Source organism: Flavobacterium bizetiae (assembly GCF_024271895.1).
In the GTDB taxonomy this organism is placed as follows: domain Bacteria; phylum Bacteroidota; class Bacteroidia; order Flavobacteriales; family Flavobacteriaceae; genus Flavobacterium; species Flavobacterium bizetiae.
Map to the genome: position 1 here is coordinate 3,610,851 of NZ_CP091861.1, position 20,220 is coordinate 3,631,070.

At 36.8% G+C, this 20,220-nt stretch carries 10 protein-coding genes; 9 read left to right on the plus strand and 1 reads right to left on the minus strand.

The window, feature by feature from the left end:
• The first annotated feature begins 90 nt into the window (after nt 1-90).
• The gene (locus L0669_RS15475; protein ID WP_263758653.1) at nt 91-2,709 is read left to right on the plus strand and encodes a TonB-dependent receptor; all 2,619 of its coding nucleotides are present in this window, start codon (nt 91-93) and stop codon (nt 2,707-2,709) included.
• 5 nt (nt 2,710-2,714) lie between these two features.
• Nucleotides 2,715-3,557, plus strand: coding sequence for a DUF4249 domain-containing protein (locus L0669_RS15480; protein WP_263758654.1), 843 nt, complete (start codon nt 2,715-2,717; stop codon nt 3,555-3,557).
• A gap of 84 nt (nt 3,558-3,641) precedes the next feature.
• On the opposite strand, the gene L0669_RS15485 is transcribed toward L0669_RS15480, so the two are convergent.
• The gene (locus L0669_RS15485) at nt 3,642-5,561 is read right to left on the minus strand and encodes an alpha/beta hydrolase fold domain-containing protein (protein ID WP_263758655.1); all 1,920 of its coding nucleotides are present in this window, start codon (nt 5,559-5,561) and stop codon (nt 3,642-3,644) included.
• Nucleotides 5,562-5,869: 308 nt separating this feature from the next.
• Here L0669_RS15485 and L0669_RS15490 point away from each other — a divergent pair, with 308 nt between their 5' ends.
• The 7 genes from L0669_RS15490 (at nt 5,870) to L0669_RS15520 (ending at nt 20,088) form a co-directional block, all read left to right on the plus strand.
• Nucleotides 5,870-9,022 (plus strand): SusC/RagA family TonB-linked outer membrane protein, encoded by a 3,153-nt coding sequence (locus L0669_RS15490; RefSeq protein WP_263758656.1) that lies wholly within the window; start codon nt 5,870-5,872, stop codon nt 9,020-9,022.
• A 47-nt stretch (nt 9,023-9,069) separates the two neighbouring features.
• A complete protein-coding gene (locus tag L0669_RS15495; protein WP_263758657.1) occupies nt 9,070-11,166 on the plus strand; it encodes a RagB/SusD family nutrient uptake outer membrane protein in 2,097 nt (698 codons plus the stop codon).
• A gap of 224 nt (nt 11,167-11,390) precedes the next feature.
• A complete protein-coding gene (locus L0669_RS15500) occupies nt 11,391-12,464 on the plus strand; it encodes a family 43 glycosylhydrolase (RefSeq protein ID WP_263758658.1) in 1,074 nt (357 codons plus the stop codon).
• Nucleotides 12,465-12,588: 124 nt separating this feature from the next.
• Nucleotides 12,589-13,923 (plus strand): glycoside hydrolase family 88/105 protein, encoded by a 1,335-nt coding sequence (locus L0669_RS15505; RefSeq protein ID WP_263758659.1) that lies wholly within the window; start codon nt 12,589-12,591, stop codon nt 13,921-13,923.
• A 192-nt stretch (nt 13,924-14,115) separates the two neighbouring features.
• Nucleotides 14,116-15,456 carry a hypothetical protein gene (locus L0669_RS15510; protein WP_263758660.1) on the plus strand — a complete coding sequence of 447 codons (1,341 nt, stop codon included), beginning with the start codon at nt 14,116-14,118 and terminating at the stop codon, nt 15,454-15,456.
• 398 nt (nt 15,457-15,854) lie between these two features.
• Complete coding sequence (locus L0669_RS15515; protein ID WP_263758661.1) at nt 15,855-17,297, plus strand: family 43 glycosylhydrolase; 1,443 nt, start codon at nt 15,855-15,857, stop codon at nt 17,295-17,297.
• Between the two features lie 352 nt (nt 17,298-17,649).
• Nucleotides 17,650-20,088 carry a glycosyl hydrolase 115 family protein gene (locus L0669_RS15520; RefSeq protein WP_263758662.1) on the plus strand — a complete coding sequence of 813 codons (2,439 nt, stop codon included), beginning with the start codon at nt 17,650-17,652 and terminating at the stop codon, nt 20,086-20,088.
• The last annotated feature ends 132 nt before the right edge of the window (nt 20,089-20,220 follow it).

Below are 20,220 nucleotides of genomic sequence, written 5' to 3' on the forward strand. Positions count from 1 at the left end.
GATGCCCTAGCCGCGAAACTAAACATCCTCCTCAGTGTCAGGACAGTATAAAACGATCCTATTTAATAATATTCAAAAATACAAAATTTCATGAAGCATATAATTTCAGCATGCTTTTTTTTATTCAGTTGGTGTATGTTTTCCCAAAACGTAACCGTAACGGTAGACCAGACTGTAACATTAAAAGAATTTTTTAAGCAGATAGAAAATCAAACCGACTTTAAATTTGCCTTTACAGATCAGATTAATACGAGTCAAAAGTATTTTACCCAAAAACGAACATTTAATAATACTGATATAAAAGAATTAATCAGCGAAATCAATAAAAGCGCATCGGTTCAGTTCTCGATTGTAGGCAATAATATCTTTGTAAAACAAAAAGCTACAAAAGGAACATCAGCTAAAAAAAAAAACAAGCTAACAGGTCAGGTTCTCGATGATAACAGAGAGCCGGTTATTGGCGCTAATGTTTATATTAAAGAAACAGCTGCCGGAGCTACGACCGATGCTAATGGTTATTTTTCGATAGAACTAGACAACGGTAGTTATACGGTTCAGATCAGTTATCTTGGTTTAAAAAACAAAGAAAAGCGTATTACGATTTCTGATGATGAAAAAATGAAATTCAATATGGAATCTGACAGTCAGGAGTTAGAGCAGGTTGTGATTACGACCAGCAAGGCAGTTGACGTAAAGAATACTCAAATGAGTGTGAATAAGCTTTCGATGGCCGAGATTAAAAGACTGCCAACTGCTATGGGGGAGGCCGATCCTTTAAAATCATTACTGACTTTGCCGGGAGTTACAAATGCCGGCGAAGCTTCATCAGGATTTAATGTACGTGGAGGTGCCGCTGATCAGAATTTAATTCTTTTAGATGGTGCTCCTGTATATGGCGACTCGCATATGTTTGGTTTCTTTTCTATTTTTAATGCCGATATCGTAAGCGGATTAGATTTATACAAAGGAGGAATTCCGTCTAAATTTGGAGGACGCGTTTCTTCAGTTCTTGATGTAAGTCAGCAAACCGGAGATCTTAATGATTATAAAGTAAACGGAGGTATTGGTCTTATTTCAAGCCGACTTTTAGTACAAGGTCCTTTAAAAAAGGATGTGGGTTCGTTTATTATTGCAGGTCGTGCTTCGTATGCGCATTTGTTTTTAAAACTTACCGATATTAAGAGTTCTGTAATGTTTTATGATATCAACGCCAAGCTTAATTACCGTTTGGGAGCCAATAATACCATTTCGTTTTCAGGATATTTAGGAAATGATTTGTTCGATATTAATAATTTCTTTGCCAGTACATACGGAAATACGATGGGAACGTTTAGCTGGAAACATAAATTTTCAGACAATTTAAACACCAATCTTTCTGTTTTTTACAGTGATTATAAATTCAATCTGCAAATACCATTTCAAAAATTCGAATGGAACAGTAAAATTACCAACTACGGTCTTAAATACAACTGGAACCATACGATATCAGACAATTTTAAACTGAACTATGGTATAGACGGTTTATTTTATGATTTTAATCCGGGAACTGTAAAACCTTATGGTATCGATTCACAGTACAATTATAATCAATTAGATAAAAAATATGCTTTAGAAACTTCTGCCTATTTGGATATTGAGAATCAAATTACAGATAAACTGAATCTTCGTTACGGACTTCGTTATAGTATGTTCAATCGTTTAGGCGGTGAAACTATTAGCACTTACGCAAATGATGAAGCGGTGGTTTATAATCCGTTGTATCACATTTATGAAGAAGCAACGCCAATTGGAAGTACGTATTACGGAAAAGGAAAAACCATCAGCACTTTTACTAATTTTGAGCCAAGACTAGCATTGTCCTACGCTTTTACCGATGAAACTTCTGTAAAAGCAAGTTATAACAGAATGGCACAATATATTCATATGTTGTCGAATACACGTGCGCCATTGCCTATGACGATCTGGACACCAAGCGGACCTTTTACAAAACCGCAAATGTTGGATCAGTACGCGGTAGGATATTTCAAGAATTTTAAAGAACGCGAATACTCTTTTGAAGGAGAATTATTTTATAAAAAAATCAAAAACCGTATTGATTATATCGATGGTGCAAATTTATTGGGTAACAATAATATCGAACAGGATATCCTGAACGGACAAGCCAGATCTTACGGTATGGAGTTATTATTCAGAAAAAATACAGGTCGTTTTACAGGATGGGTAGCTTATACCTTATCTAAAGCAGAACAAAAAACACCGGGAAGAACGCCAAATGAACCAGGGATTGCCAATGGCGATTGGTATTTATCAGGATATGATAAACTGCACAACTTAAATGTTACTGCAAATTACGAATTCAATCCTAAATGGTCTTTTAATGCTAATTTTAGTTTACAATCAGGTCAGCCGGTAACGTATCCAAACGGTTATTATGAATTTGGAGGAAGAAATGTACCCAACTATACCTTGAGAAATTCAGACAGACTTCCTGCATATCATCACCTGGATATTGGTGCAACGTACACACCTAAACCGGACAAAAAGAATGGATGGCAAAGCTATTGGGTATTTAGTATTTATAATCTTTATAATAGACAAAATGCTGCATCGATCACGTTCTCACAAAATGATAATACAGGAGCAAACGAGTCTAAACAATTATCTATTTACGGTTTAGTACCTGGAGTTTCTTATAATTTTAAATTTTAATTAGTATGCTGAGTTTAAAAAAATACAATTTAAAAAGTAAAGCATTTACTTTATTTAGTCTTCTTTTTGTTTTACTTTTTTTGTCTTGCGACAAAGTGGTTGAACTTGATCTAGAAAACGGAGATCCAAAAATTGTGATCGACGCCGAGATCATTTGGGAAAAAGGAACTAGTGGAAACGAACAGACCATAAAAATTACCCGAATGGCGCCTTATTACAGTCCGACTACACCAAAGGTTTCAGGAGCTCAGGTAAGAGTTGAAAATAGTAAAGGAGATATTTTTACATTTAATGAATCTGCACCGGGTTTATATAAGTGTACTAATTTTGTGCCTGAAATTGATATGGAGTACAAATTATTTATGCAAGTTGATGGACAAACTTTAACGGCTACAGAGAAATTAATTCCTGTACCGAAAGTTGAAAGAATAGATCAGGAATTTATGGCCAATCCCACAGGAAAGGAAGATTTTATTGTAGTAACATTTTATTATAAAGATCCAGCCGATCAGGTCAATTATTATTTAACAGATTATAAAACAGATATTTTGCCTTATCCGGAATACACCTCTACAAGTGATGAGTTTGTAAATGGAAACGAAATAAATGAAAAATTTACAGATGAGGATTTAAAACCGGGAAAAGTGCTTGATATCACACATCGCGGTATTTCTAAGAATTTTTATAATTATATGAATTTAATTTTAGAAGTAACAAATTCAAATCCTTTTGGTGCGGTACCGGGCAATATAAGAGGAAATATTATCAATACAACTGATGTGAACAATTTTGCATTAGGTTACTTCAGAGTTTGCGAAGCAAATCGCATGTCGTATACCGTAAAATAAGAATTTAATTGGAGGTTGATTTGTAAATACATCTGGCATATACTAATTATGTCAGATGTATATTTTTTTTATATAAAGAGGAATTTACTCTTTCTTTAAACTCATAATTTCTTCAGCAGAAACCTTTATCACCGTACCATGGCGCGTTCCCGAAGGAAAACTAACCTGATCTGAAATATCCTGCCAGCCTTTTGAAGTTTCTTTTACAGCACCGTATTTTTTCAAGGTATATTTATCAAAATACACCACCCATTGATTGTCTATTTGAATTGCAGTTGGTCCTTCGGCCCAATAATTTCCTGTAATCGGTTCGCTTGCTTTGCCGTAAGGCCCAGTCAGATTTTTGCTGAAAGCAGTTTTTAGATTTTTCTGCACAGGATTACGCGTTTCATCTTTAAGATACATCACATATCCATTACATTGTTTTACAATAGAAGCATCGATAACATTAAAACCCGGTTCATACAATAATTTAGTTTTTTCGAACTTTTTAAAATCCTTTGTTGTCGTATAGTAAATTCGGTGATTGTATCCTTTTTCTTCCTCAGATTTGGTTTCAGGAAACTTCTCGTCAATTGTCGAAGCCCAATAAATCATATAGGTTTTATTTTTTTCGTCGAAAGTAATTTCGGGAGCCCATGTATTTCGTGCTTTTTCTTCATGTGCCATAACCGGAATAAATTCTTGTTTCGACCAATGAATTAAATCCTTTGATGAAGCATATCCAATTCCCTTATCTGTCCAGCTTACCGTCCAGACCATATGATACAAGCCGTCGCCGCCTTTTATAACGCAGGGATCTCTCATCAATTTATCTTTACCAACTTCAGGCGTTAAAAATGAAGTATCATTTTTTAAAGCATACCATTGATAACCATCTTCGCTGTACGCCATATGCAGGCCGTCTTCGCCATTTCCTTTAAAATAAGTAAACACATACCCATCTGATTTTAAAGTGTAATTATTTGCATTAAGCCATTTTTCACAAGCTTTTGGCCATGACGCGTTTGTTCCTTTTACACCTAAACCAAAACCGTGACCGCCATTTTCATACAAATGCATCTCTGCAGATACTTTTTCCTTCTTTAATGCCAGATAGTAATTAATGCTATTCTCAACAGGAACAGCTTTATCATCAGTAGCATGAACCAGAAAAGCTTTAGGTGTTGCAGCATTTATTTGTTTTTCATTCGAATATTTGTCAATGGATTCGCTGTTGGCATTTTTACCTAATAAATTATCTCTTGATCCTTCATGCGTGATGCCGTTTTGCATAGAAATAACCGGATAAATTAAAATAGAAAAATTAGGTTTTGCACTAGTAGTATCAGTTGGCGTATAGACTTTATCATTATAATGCGTACTTAATGTCGCTGCCAAATGACCTCCGGCAGAAAAACCCATAATGCCTATTTTATTAGGATTCAGTTTCCATTGTACTGCATTGCGACGTACCAATCGTACTGCTTCCTGAGCATCCTGCAAAGGTCCGACCGTTTTATTTTTCATAATCAGATCACTTGGCAATCTGTATTTTAAAACAAAAGCAGTAACTCCCAAACTATTAAACCATTCCGCCACTTTATAACCTTCTTTATTAATCGCCAGCATTCCATAACCACCGCCGGGACAAATGATAACAGAAGTTCCGTTCGATTTTTCTGGCGATGCAAAATAAGCCGTAAGAGTGGGTAAAGTAACCATTCGGACACCTTCTGAAATATCACCTTTTCTGTCTGTTACCTCAGAATAACCAGCAGATTGAAGCTGATCAGGAATTTTATCCCACAGCGGAATTTCTTTTTTTTGTGCGAATGTTGCAATGCTCATCCAAAAGGATATAAAAAAGAATAAGGCTTTTGATGGTCTCAAAGTATTTTGTTTTCTCATGAATATAAATCTAACTTCTTTGGATTGAATGATATAATTCTGAATCAAATCCCACGGTTTAAAACAGCATTTTTTATTTCTAGTAAAAGTACCATCAAAAAGCCAAATTGCCATCCTGTAGCATCCTGTTTTGCAGAATTAAATATGCAGTGAATTGTAGTCTTTGTTTTTCAATTCTTAATTTTTTGTATAAATAAATAAGAATAGTAAAAAAATAAATAAATATTTTTTTTGATCTGATATTTCAGTGCATTCCCTTTTAAATATTGGTTGTAAATCAGGTGATTGGAGCATTTTTATATTGAGTTCAATTTGAAAAATTTTATAAGATATTGAAAGCTAACAGGATACTACAGGATACAGAGCAATCGTGTTCTCGATAAATTTGGATTAACTAAATAATTAACCAAATTTTAACTTTTATGAAAAACAAGCTTAATTTTTTGCTGATTTTTGCTCTGTTTGCTTTATTGCATGCTACAGCTTACTCGCAAAACAAAGTGGTAAAAGGAACCATTACAGATATGTCTGGTTTACCAATACCGGGTGCAAATGTACTTGTTAAAGGAACCAAAACAGGAACTACAACTGATTTTGATGGCAAGTTCTCTGTAAATGCAACTCAGGGCCAGGTGTTGATTTTTTCTTCAACAGGTTCTAAAACTCAGGAAATAGCAGTTGGCACAAATTCAGTAATCAATGTAAAACTTGCAGATGATATAGCACAACTTAATGAAGTAGTGGTAGTAGGTTACGGTACGCAGAAGAAATCTGATGTAACAGGAGCCGTGGCAAGTGTAAGTGCAGAGCAATTAATGAACAGGCCTGTTGCTAATGCACTTGAGGCATTGCAAGGAAAAGCTGCCGGAGTTGATATTACCAGCAACGAGCGTCCGGGATCTATTGGTACAGTACGTATTCGTGGGACACGTTCGTTAACAGCAAGTAACAATCCGTTATATGTTGTTGATGGAGTGCCTTTGTTGTCTGATTCATCAATTGAAACGCTGAATCCAAGAGATATTGCGTCTATTGATGTGCTAAAGGATGCATCTGCAACCGCTATTTATGGTTCTCGTGGAGCAAACGGAGTTATCATTGTTACAACCAAACAAGGAAAATCCGGAGTTTTTAGTTTGAACTATGCAGGAACCTTAACAGCTTCTCAAATTGTAGATCGTGCTCCCTCAATGAATGCGGCTGATTTTATCCAGTTCAGACGTTGGGCAGCATACAATCTTAATTCTACAACTTATGCGCATCCGGATTCTCCGACTTTTGCAAATGACAAATTGATTTTTGATAGCGCATTAGATGGCCAGACATCTAGAGATAATGTATTGAAGGGATGGCAGAGTGGTACCTGGGATGCTTCAAAAGTAACTAATACAGACTGGGTTGATCTTGTAACACAAGCAGGAATAAGTAAAGAACACGTTTTAAGTGCCAGTGGCGGATCTGAAAAAGTAAATGCTTACGGATCACTTGGATATCTTGATCAGGAAGGGACTCAAAAAGGACAATGGTACAAACGTTATACGGCGAAATTGAGTACAAACATCAATCCTGTAGAATGGCTTAAATTCAATGCATCGTTAAATGCTTCATGGAGTGAGCAGGATTTTGGTATGTCGACTTTGCAGGCAAGAAGCGGAACAGCGCCTAATGCCATCTTAGGAGCCGCTAAAAGTATTTATAACATTGCAGTTCCTTATGATGCAAATGGTAAATTGATTATTAACCCGGGAGGTGAGTCAGCGATATATACCGTGATGGACGAATGGGATAAAAGCACGCAAAGATCACAGACAATGCGTCTTTTAGGAAATTTTTCAGCCACAATTGATTTAGGTAAATTCGCTTCTCCTTTGGAAGGATTAAGCTATAAAATAAATTTTGGACCGGATTTTCGTCATTGGAGAGAAGGTGTTTATGTTGATGGAACTTCTTCACTTAAAATTAATGCAGACGGAAGTGCCGGTGTAAATTATGCGCGTTTGCAAAACCGTAGAGACCTTTCATGGACTTTAGACAATATGATTACCTATGATCGTACTTTTGCTACTAAACATAAAATAGGAGCAACCCTGCTTCAGACAGCTTCATCGTGGAATGTTGAAAATTCTTCTATGAACGCCAATAATATCCCAAACAAATCTTTTTTATGGAATGCCATGGGAACAGTCGATCTTACCAATCCGGCTAATAATGGCCGTATGAGTTCAGGTCTTACAGAACGTCAGTTAAGTTCTTATATGATCCGTGCTAACTATGGTTTCGATAACCGTTACTTGCTAACGATGTCAGGACGTTGGGATGGTGCATCGCAATTGGCAGAAGGGTATAAATGGGATTTCTTTCCTTCAGCTGCTTTAGCATGGAGAATTAATAATGAAGAATTCCTTAAAGGAGTAAACTGGATCGAAAATCTTAAACTTCGTTTAGGATTCGGTACAACAGGTAACTCATCTGTAGACCCTTATAAAACAAAAGGACTTATCTCTTCTATTTACCTTCCTTTCAATGGAATGAGCAACCAGATTGGTTACACTACAAATGAACCGTATTATACAGATACTCAATTGTCATTGGCTAATAAAGCACTAGGATGGGAAAAAACTACGCAATACAATCTTGGTATCGATTTTAGTTTCTTTAAAAACAGAATTAGTGGAGCTATAGATGTTTATCAATCGTATACAAACGACTTATTAATGTCGGTTAAAATCCCTACGCTAACAGGGTTTCCTTCGACTTTTGCAAATGTGGGAAAAACAAGTAACCGTGGTGTAGAGGTAACGCTTAATTTAATTCCGATTCAGACAAGTGGCGGATTTACCTGGGAAACAAATTTAAATGCGGCCTGGCAGAAAGATAAAATTGAAGAGTTAGCCTATGGTAAAAATGATATGCCGGACAATACATGGTTTATTGGTGAGCAAATCGCTGTTCGTTATGGTTACGATAATTTGGGCTTATGGCAAAACACGCCGGAAGATCTTGCTGAAATGGCAAAATGGGGCGCGAGTTACAACTTTACTCCCGGAAATGTACGTCCGAAAGATCAAAATGGTGACTACAAAATGGATGCTGCAGACCGTGTAGTATTAGGGAACAGTAATCCAACCTGGACAATGGGATGGAATAATAACTTTACCTACAAAGGAATTGAGTTAGGAATCAATATTTACGGACGTGCGGGTTATTTAACTGAGAAAGTAGAAGAAGCTCTAACGTCACATAGTAATCAAAGAGAAATTGATTACTGGAGACCAGACAACACAGGTGCTCAATATCAAAAACCTATTCTGGGTCAGGCATCATCAGGATCAGCAGATAAATTTTCGGGACTTCTTGGTTTTCCAAAAGCCTCTTTTGTAAAAATTCGTAACATTTCATTAGGATATAATTTCTCCAGAGATTTTACAAAAAGTATTGGTTTATCAAACTTTAAACTTTATGTGCAGGCAGTAAATCCAGGTAACATTTACCAATCGCTAGACTTTTATGACTTAGATACAAATTCAACATATTCTAATCGAAGTTTTGTTATGGGTCTTGAAGTTGGATTTTAAAAATAAATGTGTTGTAACGAACGAAGTATAACAAAAAAAGTAAAAAAATGAATACTATAAAAAATATAGGAATAGGACTTTTGATAATGATAGGATTATCTATTTCCTCTTGTTCGAAAGACTTTCTTGACGAAGAACAGAATAGCCAATATTCAACTGATTATTTCGAAACATCAGAAGGTCTTCAAGCCCTGACAGTATCGCTTTACGGAAATATAAGATGGCATTTTGGGTTTGAATGGTCGTATGCCAATACATTGTACGGTACAGATGAGTTTACCAATGCAAACGATCTGACCAACGAAATGTGGAATACTTACGATAATCGTTTTGGACCAATTGGTGCTACGGCAGCTACAGGAGCAGCAAACGGAAATGCAACCAATCCTGCAGCACTTTGGGACGAGATGTACTACGGAATTGCTTCTTGTAATACCATTATTGCCAATGCAGCAAAAATTGATGACATTGCTATTCGTAATCGCTGTCTGGCGCACGCCTATTTTTTACGCGGCTATAATTATTATCGTCTTACGGCTCAATATGGTGGTGTTGTACTGCAAACTGTACCTGCAACAGGAGTAGTGCGTAATTTTACACGTGCTACCGAAGAGCAATGCTGGGAGCAGGTAATATCAGATTTACGTAACTCTTATAATCTTTTTGCAGGTGAAGTTTTTACTTATGGAAAAGGAATTACCTGGACAAAAGCTACTGCAGCGCATTTTCTTGCAAAAGCATTATTGTTCCGTGCTTCAGAACGTAACGATAAATGGAATTCAGCTTATAAAGCAAAAGATCTTGACGAAGCAATTCAGGCTTGTAGTTATGCAATTTCTGCCCGCGGACCATTAACAAACAATTATAGTGATTTGTATGCCAACTGGACAGGAATCGACTGCCCGAACGAACAATTAAGCGAAATTTTAATGGCTGCCGGACACAACGGAGACGCAGCGACAGTAGGTCGTTTTGGAAACCGTACCTACAGTTATTTTGCCCCACAATTTTCTAGTTTTTCAGGCGGATGGGTAAAACGTGGTGTATGGATTGGAAGTATGGATTTTCAGCGTTGTCGCCCAACGGAATATGCTTATGCCGTTTACGATCACGTGAACGATGCCCGTATGTGGAAAACGTTTAGAACGGTTTACGGCGCCAATACAGTGGTAACGGCCAATGCAGGAGTAAAAATTGGAGATCCGGGTATTGTAATGATTTTAAATACTAAAGATGACAATACATATAACAGTGCTAAATTTGGAGCAAGCGTTCAGGCGCCTACATGGACAGATGTAAATGGCCGTTTAGCAGAATGGGCAACAGGAAAAAGACAAACAGCAACGGCAGGAACTTTAGCTGCTGTAAAAGGGCAATACGTTCCTAATTCTTCAGTGTTGTACCAAAACGGAACTTACGTTGCACCTACATTCAAAAATCAGCCTATTTGTAATTTCTTTGCCGGAATCAATAAAACCGAAGACGGTTCAAGAACTGCCGAAAGAGGAGATGCACACCGTGATGTAATTATGGCACGTTTAGGCGAAACTTATTTGATACGCGCAGAATGTTATGCCCGTTTACAGCAATACGGTAATGCAATGCAGGATATCAACGTGATTAGAGCAAGAGCACAATGGAAAAGCGGAGAAAACAGATCGTATTATAACGACGGTTCTCAGGCATTTAAAGCAAATGCTCTGAATACAGGAACAGCTGCAACAAACTTTGCCGCATCAAATTTAGATATGAACACGTATTATTTATCTAATCCAACACTTGCGGTTACAACAGCAGCATCTGATTTAAGATTAACCTCATTTCCTGCTAACCTTCCGGCAGAAGATGAAGCAATTATTGCTAAAGTTGGAGCCGGAAGCGACTACGAACGTGCATTAAACTTTATTCTTAACGAATATACACGTGAATTGTTAGGAGAATGGCAACGTTGGGAAACACTTTCCCGTACAGGAATGTTAATCAAACGTGCTAAAGCTTTTAATGCAGAAGCGGCACCAAATATTACAGTTAACAAACACGAACTTCGTCCAATTCCGCAATCATTTATTGATGGATTATTGAATGATGATGGTTCAAATTTATCGGATGCCCAAAAGAAAGAATGGCAGAATCCCGGATATTAATATTTTTTAATTTTTTGTTTTTGAAACCGTCTCAAAAGAGGCGGTTTTTTTTAGAACAAGCTTTTTTTACTTCTTTAAACAGGAAAGCACAGGATGCCAAAACCGTCTTAGTTTTTTAATTTTAAAAATCTATCATTAGATATTACGTTTTTAATTGTAAATAATTGAATTATAGTGTATTTAATGAAAATTACTTTGATTGATAGTTGAAGAATTAATATGTGATGAAAAAGAAAAAAATCAGCGTCATTTACGGATGTAATCAAATAGAAAAAATGTCACAAGACCATCTCAAAAAGCTTTTATTAAACCTGATAATAATGCTGTTTTCTCTGTCTGTTTTCTCTCAAAACAATTCAGAAAAAGAGAAAAGCCATATTGCAGCTAAACCTTTATATCGGGATCCAATTTTTGATGGAGCTGCCGATCCAACCATTATTTATAATGCTAAAGAAAAAAAATGGTTCATGTTTTATACCAATCGTAGGGCAAAAGATACCACAGCCAAAGGAATAACCTGGGTACACGGAACCCGAATTGGCATCGCTGAATCTGTTGATGGCGCAACCTGGAAATACAGAGGTACCTGCAATATCAACTATAAAATAAAAGACATTACGCATTGGGCACCCGATGTAATTCAACACAAAAAGTTATATCATATGTACCTCACCATAGTTCCCGGAATTTTTAATGATTGGTACCATCCGAGATCTATTGTTCATTTGACCAGTAAGAATTTAATCGACTGGAAATTCGAATCTGAATTGAAACTGGCCTCAGACAGGTGTATCGATGCTTCTGTATTTCGATTGCCAAATGGTACATGGAGAATGTTCTATAATAATGAAAACGACGGAAAATCGATTTATTACGCTGATAGCAAAGATCTTTACAATTGGGTTGACGGCGGAAAGAAAATTGTAAAAGACAGAGGCGAGGGCCCGAAAGTATTTCAGTGGAAAGGTAAAAACTGGATGATATCAGATTCATGGAGAGGGTTGAATGTGTATTCTTCGGATGATTTCCTGAACTGGAATCGTCAGGAAAAAAGTATTCTCCAAATTCCCGGAACAGGAGAAGATGATAAAGTAATAGGAGGACATCCTGATGTTATAGTGAATAACGACAGAGCCTATATTTTTTATTTTACACACCCCGGAAGAACACCGGAAAATAAAGGTATCGATAGTTACAAAACCAAAAGAAGTTCTCTACAAGTAGCTGAATTAGAATACATAAATGGTGAAATTATCTGTAATAGAGATAAGTCAGTTTATATTAATTTAAAGCATTAACTAGATTTGTTTAAATGTCTTGTTTTTAAATATTTAAAAGTTTATAATAGAAAATATCTATCGGGAAAAATTATTAAAAAATAGTCTTAAAATTGAATTTTTACAGTACCTAAAAAAAACAACTATGAACTACAACCTAACCAAAATTATAACAGTTTTCGCTATCGGAATTTGTACCAATATTAATGCCCAGACAAATGATGTGACAACCCCATTACATTTAATGCAACCGGATTATACAACGCCATATATTATTCCTGAAAAAAATAATATCGAAAGTGTATTGAGCAGAGTATATTCTTTTCTTGAAGAGAATACAGCTTCAAAAGCGGTATATGCCAGCGATAACTCAGAAGTAAAAGATTTCAAAAAAGCAAAAGGTAAAATTGCGTTTTCTCCCGGTGCTTTTAGATTAACAAGTTACGAATGGGGCGTTACCTATGCTGGAATGCTTTTGGTAGCCGATGCTACAGGGAAAAAAGAATATGCAGAATACGCCAATAAACGCTTAAAATTAATCGCAGACATTGCCGCTAATTATAAAACCGACAACATCAAAGATTCCCCGGTTCACAGCGTTTTACGGCCAAAAGCTTTAGACGATGCGGGTGCTTTATGTGCGGCGTTTATAAAAGCAAAAAAGAAAGACCCAAATGCTGCTTATGATCCTGTTATTAATAATTTCATTCAATACATCAGTGAAAAGGAACATCGCTTAAAAGACGGAACCCTGGCAAGAAACCGTCCGCAGGACAATTCGCTTTGGTTAGACGATATGTTTATGAGCGTTCCTGCTTTGGCACAAATGGGAAATTATACAGGTGATGTCAAGTATTTTGATGATGCTGTAAAGCAAGTCAATCAGTTTTCTCAGCGAATGTTCAACTCTCAAAACGGACTTTACATGCACGGCTGGGTTGAAGCGATGCAGGTGCATCCGCAGTTTCATTGGGCAAGGGCAAATGGCTGGGCAGTAATGACAATGGTCGAATTACTTGAAGTATTGCCTAAAGATCATCCCGGGTATCCTCAGGTTTTATCCCAACTGCAAAAACACATTGCCGGATTACTGCAATATCAGGATGGTACCGGTTTCTGGCATCAGTTAATAGATCGAAACGATACGTATTTAGAAACTTCGGCTACAGCCATTTATACCTATTCAATTGCCAGAGCAATCAATCGCGGCTATGTAGATAAACTTGCTTATACACCCGCAGTTCTATTGGCGTGGAATGCCGTAGCTTCAAAAGTAAATGCAAAAGGTCAGGTCGAAGGAACCTGTGTTGGAACCGGAATGGGCTTTGATCCCGCTTTTTATTATTATCGTCCCATAAATTTATACGCTGCTCACGGTTATGGTCCTGTTTTATTGGCTGGAGCCGAAATAATTCTGCTGCTGAAAAACAATCAATTCGAAATTAATGACAGTTCGATACAATTGAAGGTTAAGGGTTAGGGTTTATGAGTTATGAATTATGAATTATGAGTGATAAGCTAAATATTTATTCCTCGCAAAGGCGCAGAGTCGCAAAGGAATATTAAAAGCTATAGTAATAAAACTTTGCGGCTCTGCGCCTTTGCGCGATTAATAGACAAAGTGTATAATTAAAAAAACTTAGCGCCTTAGCGGCAAATAAACCAACAGCATATGAAATTAAAACCAACAATAAACACACTTTTCCTGTTATGCACCATAACAGCTTTCAGCCAGATTGGAACGCGATTTCCATCGGAAAAAAAGATTATAAAAGATCCCGTTACAGGTCAGGAATTAATCTTCTTGACCACGAAATCAGCGGGAGATTCTAAAACCTACCCAACACATCCGCAATGGACATCTGATGGGGAATGGCTTATTTTTAGAACTAAAAGAGCCAATGGAGAAGCAGTAGCTGTCCATGAAAAATCGGGTGTAATGGTTCAGGTTACTGAGGGTGGTTATACCGGAACGTTATGCATGGCGCAAAAATCGATGAAATTGTATTTCATGCGCAAAGCACCTGAAGATAAAATGCAAATTATGGAAGTCAATTTAGCCGATGTTTTTAAAGACAGTCAGGCCGGAAAAATGAAATCGGTTTCAGCCTACGAACGCATTTGCGGAATAACGAATCCAGAAATGGGCGCTTCGGGAGATATGGCATTGGATGCGGATGAAGAAAGAATTTATTTTAGAATTGGGAAAGAAGAAGCAGCAAGACATCTGGATCCGAATATTAAAATTGAAAAAAGTTTTGGACCAAGAAACATGGGCGCAGGGCCAGGCGGAATTGGAAGTATGAATTTAAAAACAGGCGAATTCAAACATGTGATTTCTGTGCCTTTTCAGGTAGGACATATTCAGTCGAACATATGGAATCCCGGAGAACTTGTTTTTTGCTGGGAAACGGGCGGAAAATCACCTCAAAGAACGTGGACGGTTATGGCTGACGGATCAGGGCTAAGACCTTTGTATCCAGAATCGGATTATGAATGGGTAACGCATGAAGCTGTAATTTCTAAAGATGAGGTAGCCATGGCTATTATGGGACATCGTAAAATCGATATTCATAAAGAAAAACCTGTAGAAGTTACCACTAGCACTGAAGTACGAAATCCTGAAAATCCAGGGCAGGAAAGCAATTGGGGAAATTCAGGAACGCGTGAAAAACCAACAGGGCTTGCCATTGTAAATCTAAGAACCAGAGAAATGATTATTGCCGGACAAACCAAAAGTGGCAGTGGTTTATGGCATGTACACGGTTCCTCCGACGGAAGATGGGCTGTAGGCGATGATTTCTCAAGAAGTCTGTATTTGATCGACCGAAAAACAAATGAAATGATCATGCTAACCACAGGCCATAAAGAAACAGCCGCAGACCATATTCATCCCACTTTCAACAGAGACGGAACAAAAATTCAGATTCAGTCGGCGATGCTTTCTAAGGATAATCGAACCTTGAATATTTGTATTGTGAATGTGCCTAAGGATTGGCTTAAAAGGATTTAGGGAGGTTCAAAGGTTCAGAGGATTTTCTTTAAAGGTACTAAGTTTCTAAGATGCTGAGGTTCTGAGTTTTTTTTTAAGCTCAACGCGAATTGTAGAGACGCACAGCAGTGCGTCTCCTCGTGAGACATAATAATCTCGCGAAGACGCAAAGGCGCAAAGTTTTTTATGTAAAATCTAATTTGGCTAAAGCCAATCATTTTGCGCTTATTTTATCTCCAGCTAAAGCTGGAGCTTATTCAAAACTTAGCGACTTAGCTCCCGATAGCTATCGGGATTGCGAGATTAAAAGACAACGCAAAACAAAAAAAAAACTTCGTGTCTTAGCGCCTTCGTGGCAAAAGAAACCAGCGTAAATCAGCCAAATCTGTTCCATCCGTGGGCCATTAAAATAATTCAATATGAAGAAAATAACAACATTAATTCTCACCATTTCAACTTTAGTTTCTTATTGCCAAAGTAAGGATAGGGTTGATTTTTCTATTGTAGAGGCTAATAAAACATCTTCAATTCATATCGATAAAAATAACAATGCTATTTATTCCGGAGTTCCCTGGATGGATCAAAACGGAAATGTGGTAAATGCCCATGGCGCCTGTATTATTAAAGAGAAAGATGTTTTCTATCTTTTTGGTGAAGCGCACAGTGATACCAGTAATGCATTTGGCGGTTTTAATTGTTACTCTTCCAAAGATTTGTACAATTGGAAATTTGAGAGCGTCGCACTTCCGGTGCAAAAATCAGGTAAATTAGGACCTAATCGGGTTGGAGAAAGGGTCAAAGTAATGAAAAATCCAAAAACTGGAGAATATGTTATGTACATGCATGCTGATACTTTAACCTATAAAGATCAGTTTGTAGGTTACGCTGTTTCAAAAAAAATAAAAGGTCCTTATGAATTCAAAGGTCCGCTTTTATTTCAGGGAAAACCCATAAAAAAGTGGGATATGGGGACTTTTCAGGATAATGAAGGTTCTGGTTATATATTGGTTCATGGCGGTGAAATTTACAAATTGAATGATGATTATAAATCGGTTACAGAGAAAGTAAACGAAAATATTACAACAGGATTTGAGTCGCCAACAATGTTTAAAAAAGAGGGTTTATATTATTTTATAGGCTCACATCTTACTAGCTGGGAGAAAAACGATAATTATTATTATACTTCAAATTCATTAAAAGGACCGTGGACATCCAGAGGATTAATAGCACCTGAAGGGAGTTTAACGTGGAATTCGCAATCAACATTTGTACTTCCTGTAAAAGGAACAAAAGAAACTGCCTATATATTTATGGGAGATCGTTGGTCTTATCCCAAACAAGGCTCTTCAGCAACTTATGTCTGGCAGCCGCTTTTAATTTCCGGGACATCTGTCTCAATACCAAATTATCAGGAAGTATGGAAAATCAATACATCTACGGGAGTTGTATCGAAAAAAGAAATTGAAGGAACAAGCATAAAGAATTCAGATAGTCAAATTGAATATACAGGAATTTGGGAACATACAACAACGGAAAGTAAATCAAATGAAAAAGAAGCTTCTTTTTCGATTCAATTTACCGGAAAGCAAATTGCACTTTATAGCATTGTAGGGCCTGAAAATGGTTATGCAAAAGTTGTTTTGAACGATGAAAAAAAACATGAAATTATAACAATGGTGATCGATATGTACAGCAAGAATCCTGTTATCACACAAGTATTCAGATCTCCAAATTTAAAAAAAGGTAATTATATTTTAACCGTTTATAATACAGGAGAAAGACCTAATTGGTCCGATAAGAGAAAGTCGAGTTATGGCAGTACGGGAAATTATATTTCTGTAAGCCAATTAAGAATTGAGTAAGAATAAAGGTTTGAAGGTTTAAAGGTGCAGAGGTTCATAGGGACAAAGGGAATCGTAGAGACGCACAGCAGTGCGTCTCCTTGAGAATCATAATCATCTCGCAAAGACGCAAAGTCGCAAAGTTTTTTATGTAAAATCTTATTTGGCTAAAGCCTAACACTTTGGGCATATTTATCTCCAGCTAAAGCTTATTCAAAACTTAGCGACTTAGCTCCCAATAGCTATCGGGATTGTGAGATTTAAAGACAACGCAAAACAAAAAAAACTTCGTGCCTTAGCGCCTTCGTAGCCAAAAAAACCAGCGTAAATCAGCCAAATCTGTTCCATCCGTGGGCCATTAAAATAATTCAATATGAAGAAAATAACAACATTAATTTTCACCATTTCAACTTTAGTTTCTTATTGTCAAAGTAAGGATGTAGTAGATTTTTCTATTATAGAGACTAATAAAACCACTTCTATTTATATCGAAAAAAATAGCGACCCTTTAATTATCTGGGCGGTAAATGAATTGGCAGATGATGTAAAAGAACTTACGGGAAAACGACCTGAAATTGTGGAGACAAATACCATTTCGAAAAAGGGCATTTACATCGGGCAGGCTTCTTCTGATTTTTTTGAATCGAAAACAATCCGAAAAGAACTTTTCAATCAATGGGAGAAATTTTCAATAAAAAAAGAAAAAGATAACCTTTTAATTGCCGGATCGGATGTTAGGGGAACCGTGTACGCAATTTTTGAAATGACAGAACGATTGGGCGTTTCGCCTTGGAAATGGTGGGCAGATGTTCATTCGATAAAAAAAGAAAACTTGACATTCCAACTTCCCCGAAAGGGAATTAATACAGCACCATCCGTACAATATCGCGGTATTTTTTTAAACGATGAAGACTGGGGATTACAACCCTGGGCAGCTAAAACTTTCGAAAAAGAAACGGGAGATATTGGTCCTAAAACGTACGAAAAGATATTTCAGCTTTTATTACGGTTAAAAGCTAATACCATCTGGCCTGCGATGCATCCTTCTACGAAAGGATTTTTTACGATTTCAGGAAATAAGGAAATGGCTCAAAAATACCATATCGTAATTGGATCTTCTCATGCAGAACCCATGCTTCGCAACAATGTAGACGAATGGAAGCCTAAAATTCATGGTGATTATAATTATTTTACCAATAAAACACAGGTCGATCAATACTGGCAGGATCGTTTGGACGAATTAAAACTGGGGCAAAACGAAACCATCATGACATTAGGCATGCGCGGTGTTCACGATAGTAAAATGGAAGGCGCAAAAGATTTGAAGGAATCAATTGCAATGGTCGAAAAAATCATTGTCAATCAGCGTGAAATGCTTTCGAATACTTTCAAAAAGCCTTTAGAAGCGATTCCGCAAGCCTTTGTTCCTTATAAAGAAGTTTTGGAATTGTACGATAACGGACTTAAAATTCCAGAGGATATTACATTGGTCTGGCCGGATGACAATTACGGATATATTCGGCGTTTGAGCAATATCGAAGAGCAAAAAAGGTCGGGTGGAAGCGGAGTGTATTATCATATCAGTTATTGGGGAAGACCGCACGATTATCTTTGGCTCAGCACGACACAGCCCGGTTTGATTTGGTATGAAATGACAAAAGCTTATGAAAATGGTGCTAAAAAAATGTGGATTGTAAATGTGGGCGATATTAAACCGGCAGAATACGATACGGAGCTTTTTCTGGATTTGGCGTGGAATATCAACAGTATAAAATCAGACGGACTTAATAAATATCTGAAAAATTGGATTTCGAGGGAATTCACGCCTGAAATTGCAACCGATTTAAGTGTTGTTTTTGAAGAATATTACCGATTGGCTTCACTAAGAAAACCGGAATATATGGGATGGAGCCAAACGGAACCGACAACGCCAATACAACTTTCTGATTTTTCGCCAGAAGAATCACTGAACAGAATAAAAGCTTATGATAATTTGATTCAGAACGTGCATAGTTTGGGTGTTTTTGTGCCGAACGAACGAAAAGATGCATGGTTTCAGTTGGTGGTATATCCTGTAAAAGGAGCGGCGTATATGAACCATAAATTTTTGTATTGGAATTTATCTGCCACAACTTCAGATGAAAAGCTAAAGAATCAATATGAATTGCTGGCTTCAGAATCGTACCAAAAAATCAAAGATTTGACTGATTTTTATAATACCAAATTGAGCGATGGCAAATGGAATCATATGATGTCGATGCATCCGCGAAATCTGCCTGTTTTCGATTCGGTTAAAAAGAATCCTTTTTCGAAAGAAACTTCGATTAAAACGGACAGAATTTATATTCAGGCCAATCAGTTTAATGCTAAAGAAGATACGAAAGAATATCAATGGAAAACGATAAACGGTTTAGGATACAGCAATAATGCGATCACTTTATTTCCGTTTCATCAGCATATTTTTAAAAGTAAAAAACCTTCAGTTTCCTATGAATTCGAAATCAAAGAATCTGATAATTATACCGTAGAAGTTCGTTTATTGCCAACTCATGCTAATAATTTCGATCATGAAGTAGGAATACAAATCGACAAAAATGCTATTCAGTACTTTAAAATCAATACAAAAGACAGGGAAAAGGCATGGAAAGAAAATGTGTTGCGAAATAGTGCGATTGTAAAACTTCCGGTTGCGAATGTTTCAAAAGGAAAACATACCGTTACAATAGAAGTCAATCAAACCGGAATTGTTCTGGATCAATTGGCGGTGTATAAAACGGCTGAAGGAAGTAGCTATGAAATTCCTGTTAAGTAGACTGATTTATTATTTAACCGCAAAGAACGCTAAGATTTTACGCAAAGTTCGCAAAGCTTTATAAAAATACAGCTTTGTGAACTCTGTGTTTTTATAAAACCAGCTATAAAACACACAGTCCGCAAAACTATA

Excerpts from the sequence above, each read along its gene's own strand:
- L0669_RS15490 (WP_263758656.1), top strand. The coding sequence starts at position 5,870 with ATGAAAAACAAGCTTAATTTTTTGCTGATTTTTGCTCTGTTTGCTTTA.
- L0669_RS15485 (WP_263758655.1), bottom strand. The coding sequence starts at position 5,561 with ATGGCAATTTGGCTTTTTGATGGTACTTTTACTAGAAATAAAAAATGC.
- L0669_RS15520 (WP_263758662.1), top strand. The coding sequence starts at position 17,650 with ATGAAGAAAATAACAACATTAATTTTCACCATTTCAACTTTAGTTTCT.
- L0669_RS15495 (WP_263758657.1), top strand. The coding sequence starts at position 9,070 with ATGAATACTATAAAAAATATAGGAATAGGACTTTTGATAATGATAGGA.
- L0669_RS15510 (WP_263758660.1), top strand. The coding sequence starts at position 14,116 with ATGAAATTAAAACCAACAATAAACACACTTTTCCTGTTATGCACCATA.
- L0669_RS15475 (WP_263758653.1), top strand. The coding sequence starts at position 91 with ATGAAGCATATAATTTCAGCATGCTTTTTTTTATTCAGTTGGTGTATG.
- L0669_RS15505 (WP_263758659.1), top strand. The coding sequence starts at position 12,589 with ATGAACTACAACCTAACCAAAATTATAACAGTTTTCGCTATCGGAATT.
- L0669_RS15480 (WP_263758654.1), top strand. The coding sequence starts at position 2,715 with ATGCTGAGTTTAAAAAAATACAATTTAAAAAGTAAAGCATTTACTTTA.
- L0669_RS15500 (WP_263758658.1), top strand. The coding sequence starts at position 11,391 with ATGAAAAAGAAAAAAATCAGCGTCATTTACGGATGTAATCAAATAGAA.
- L0669_RS15515 (WP_263758661.1), top strand. The coding sequence starts at position 15,855 with ATGAAGAAAATAACAACATTAATTCTCACCATTTCAACTTTAGTTTCT.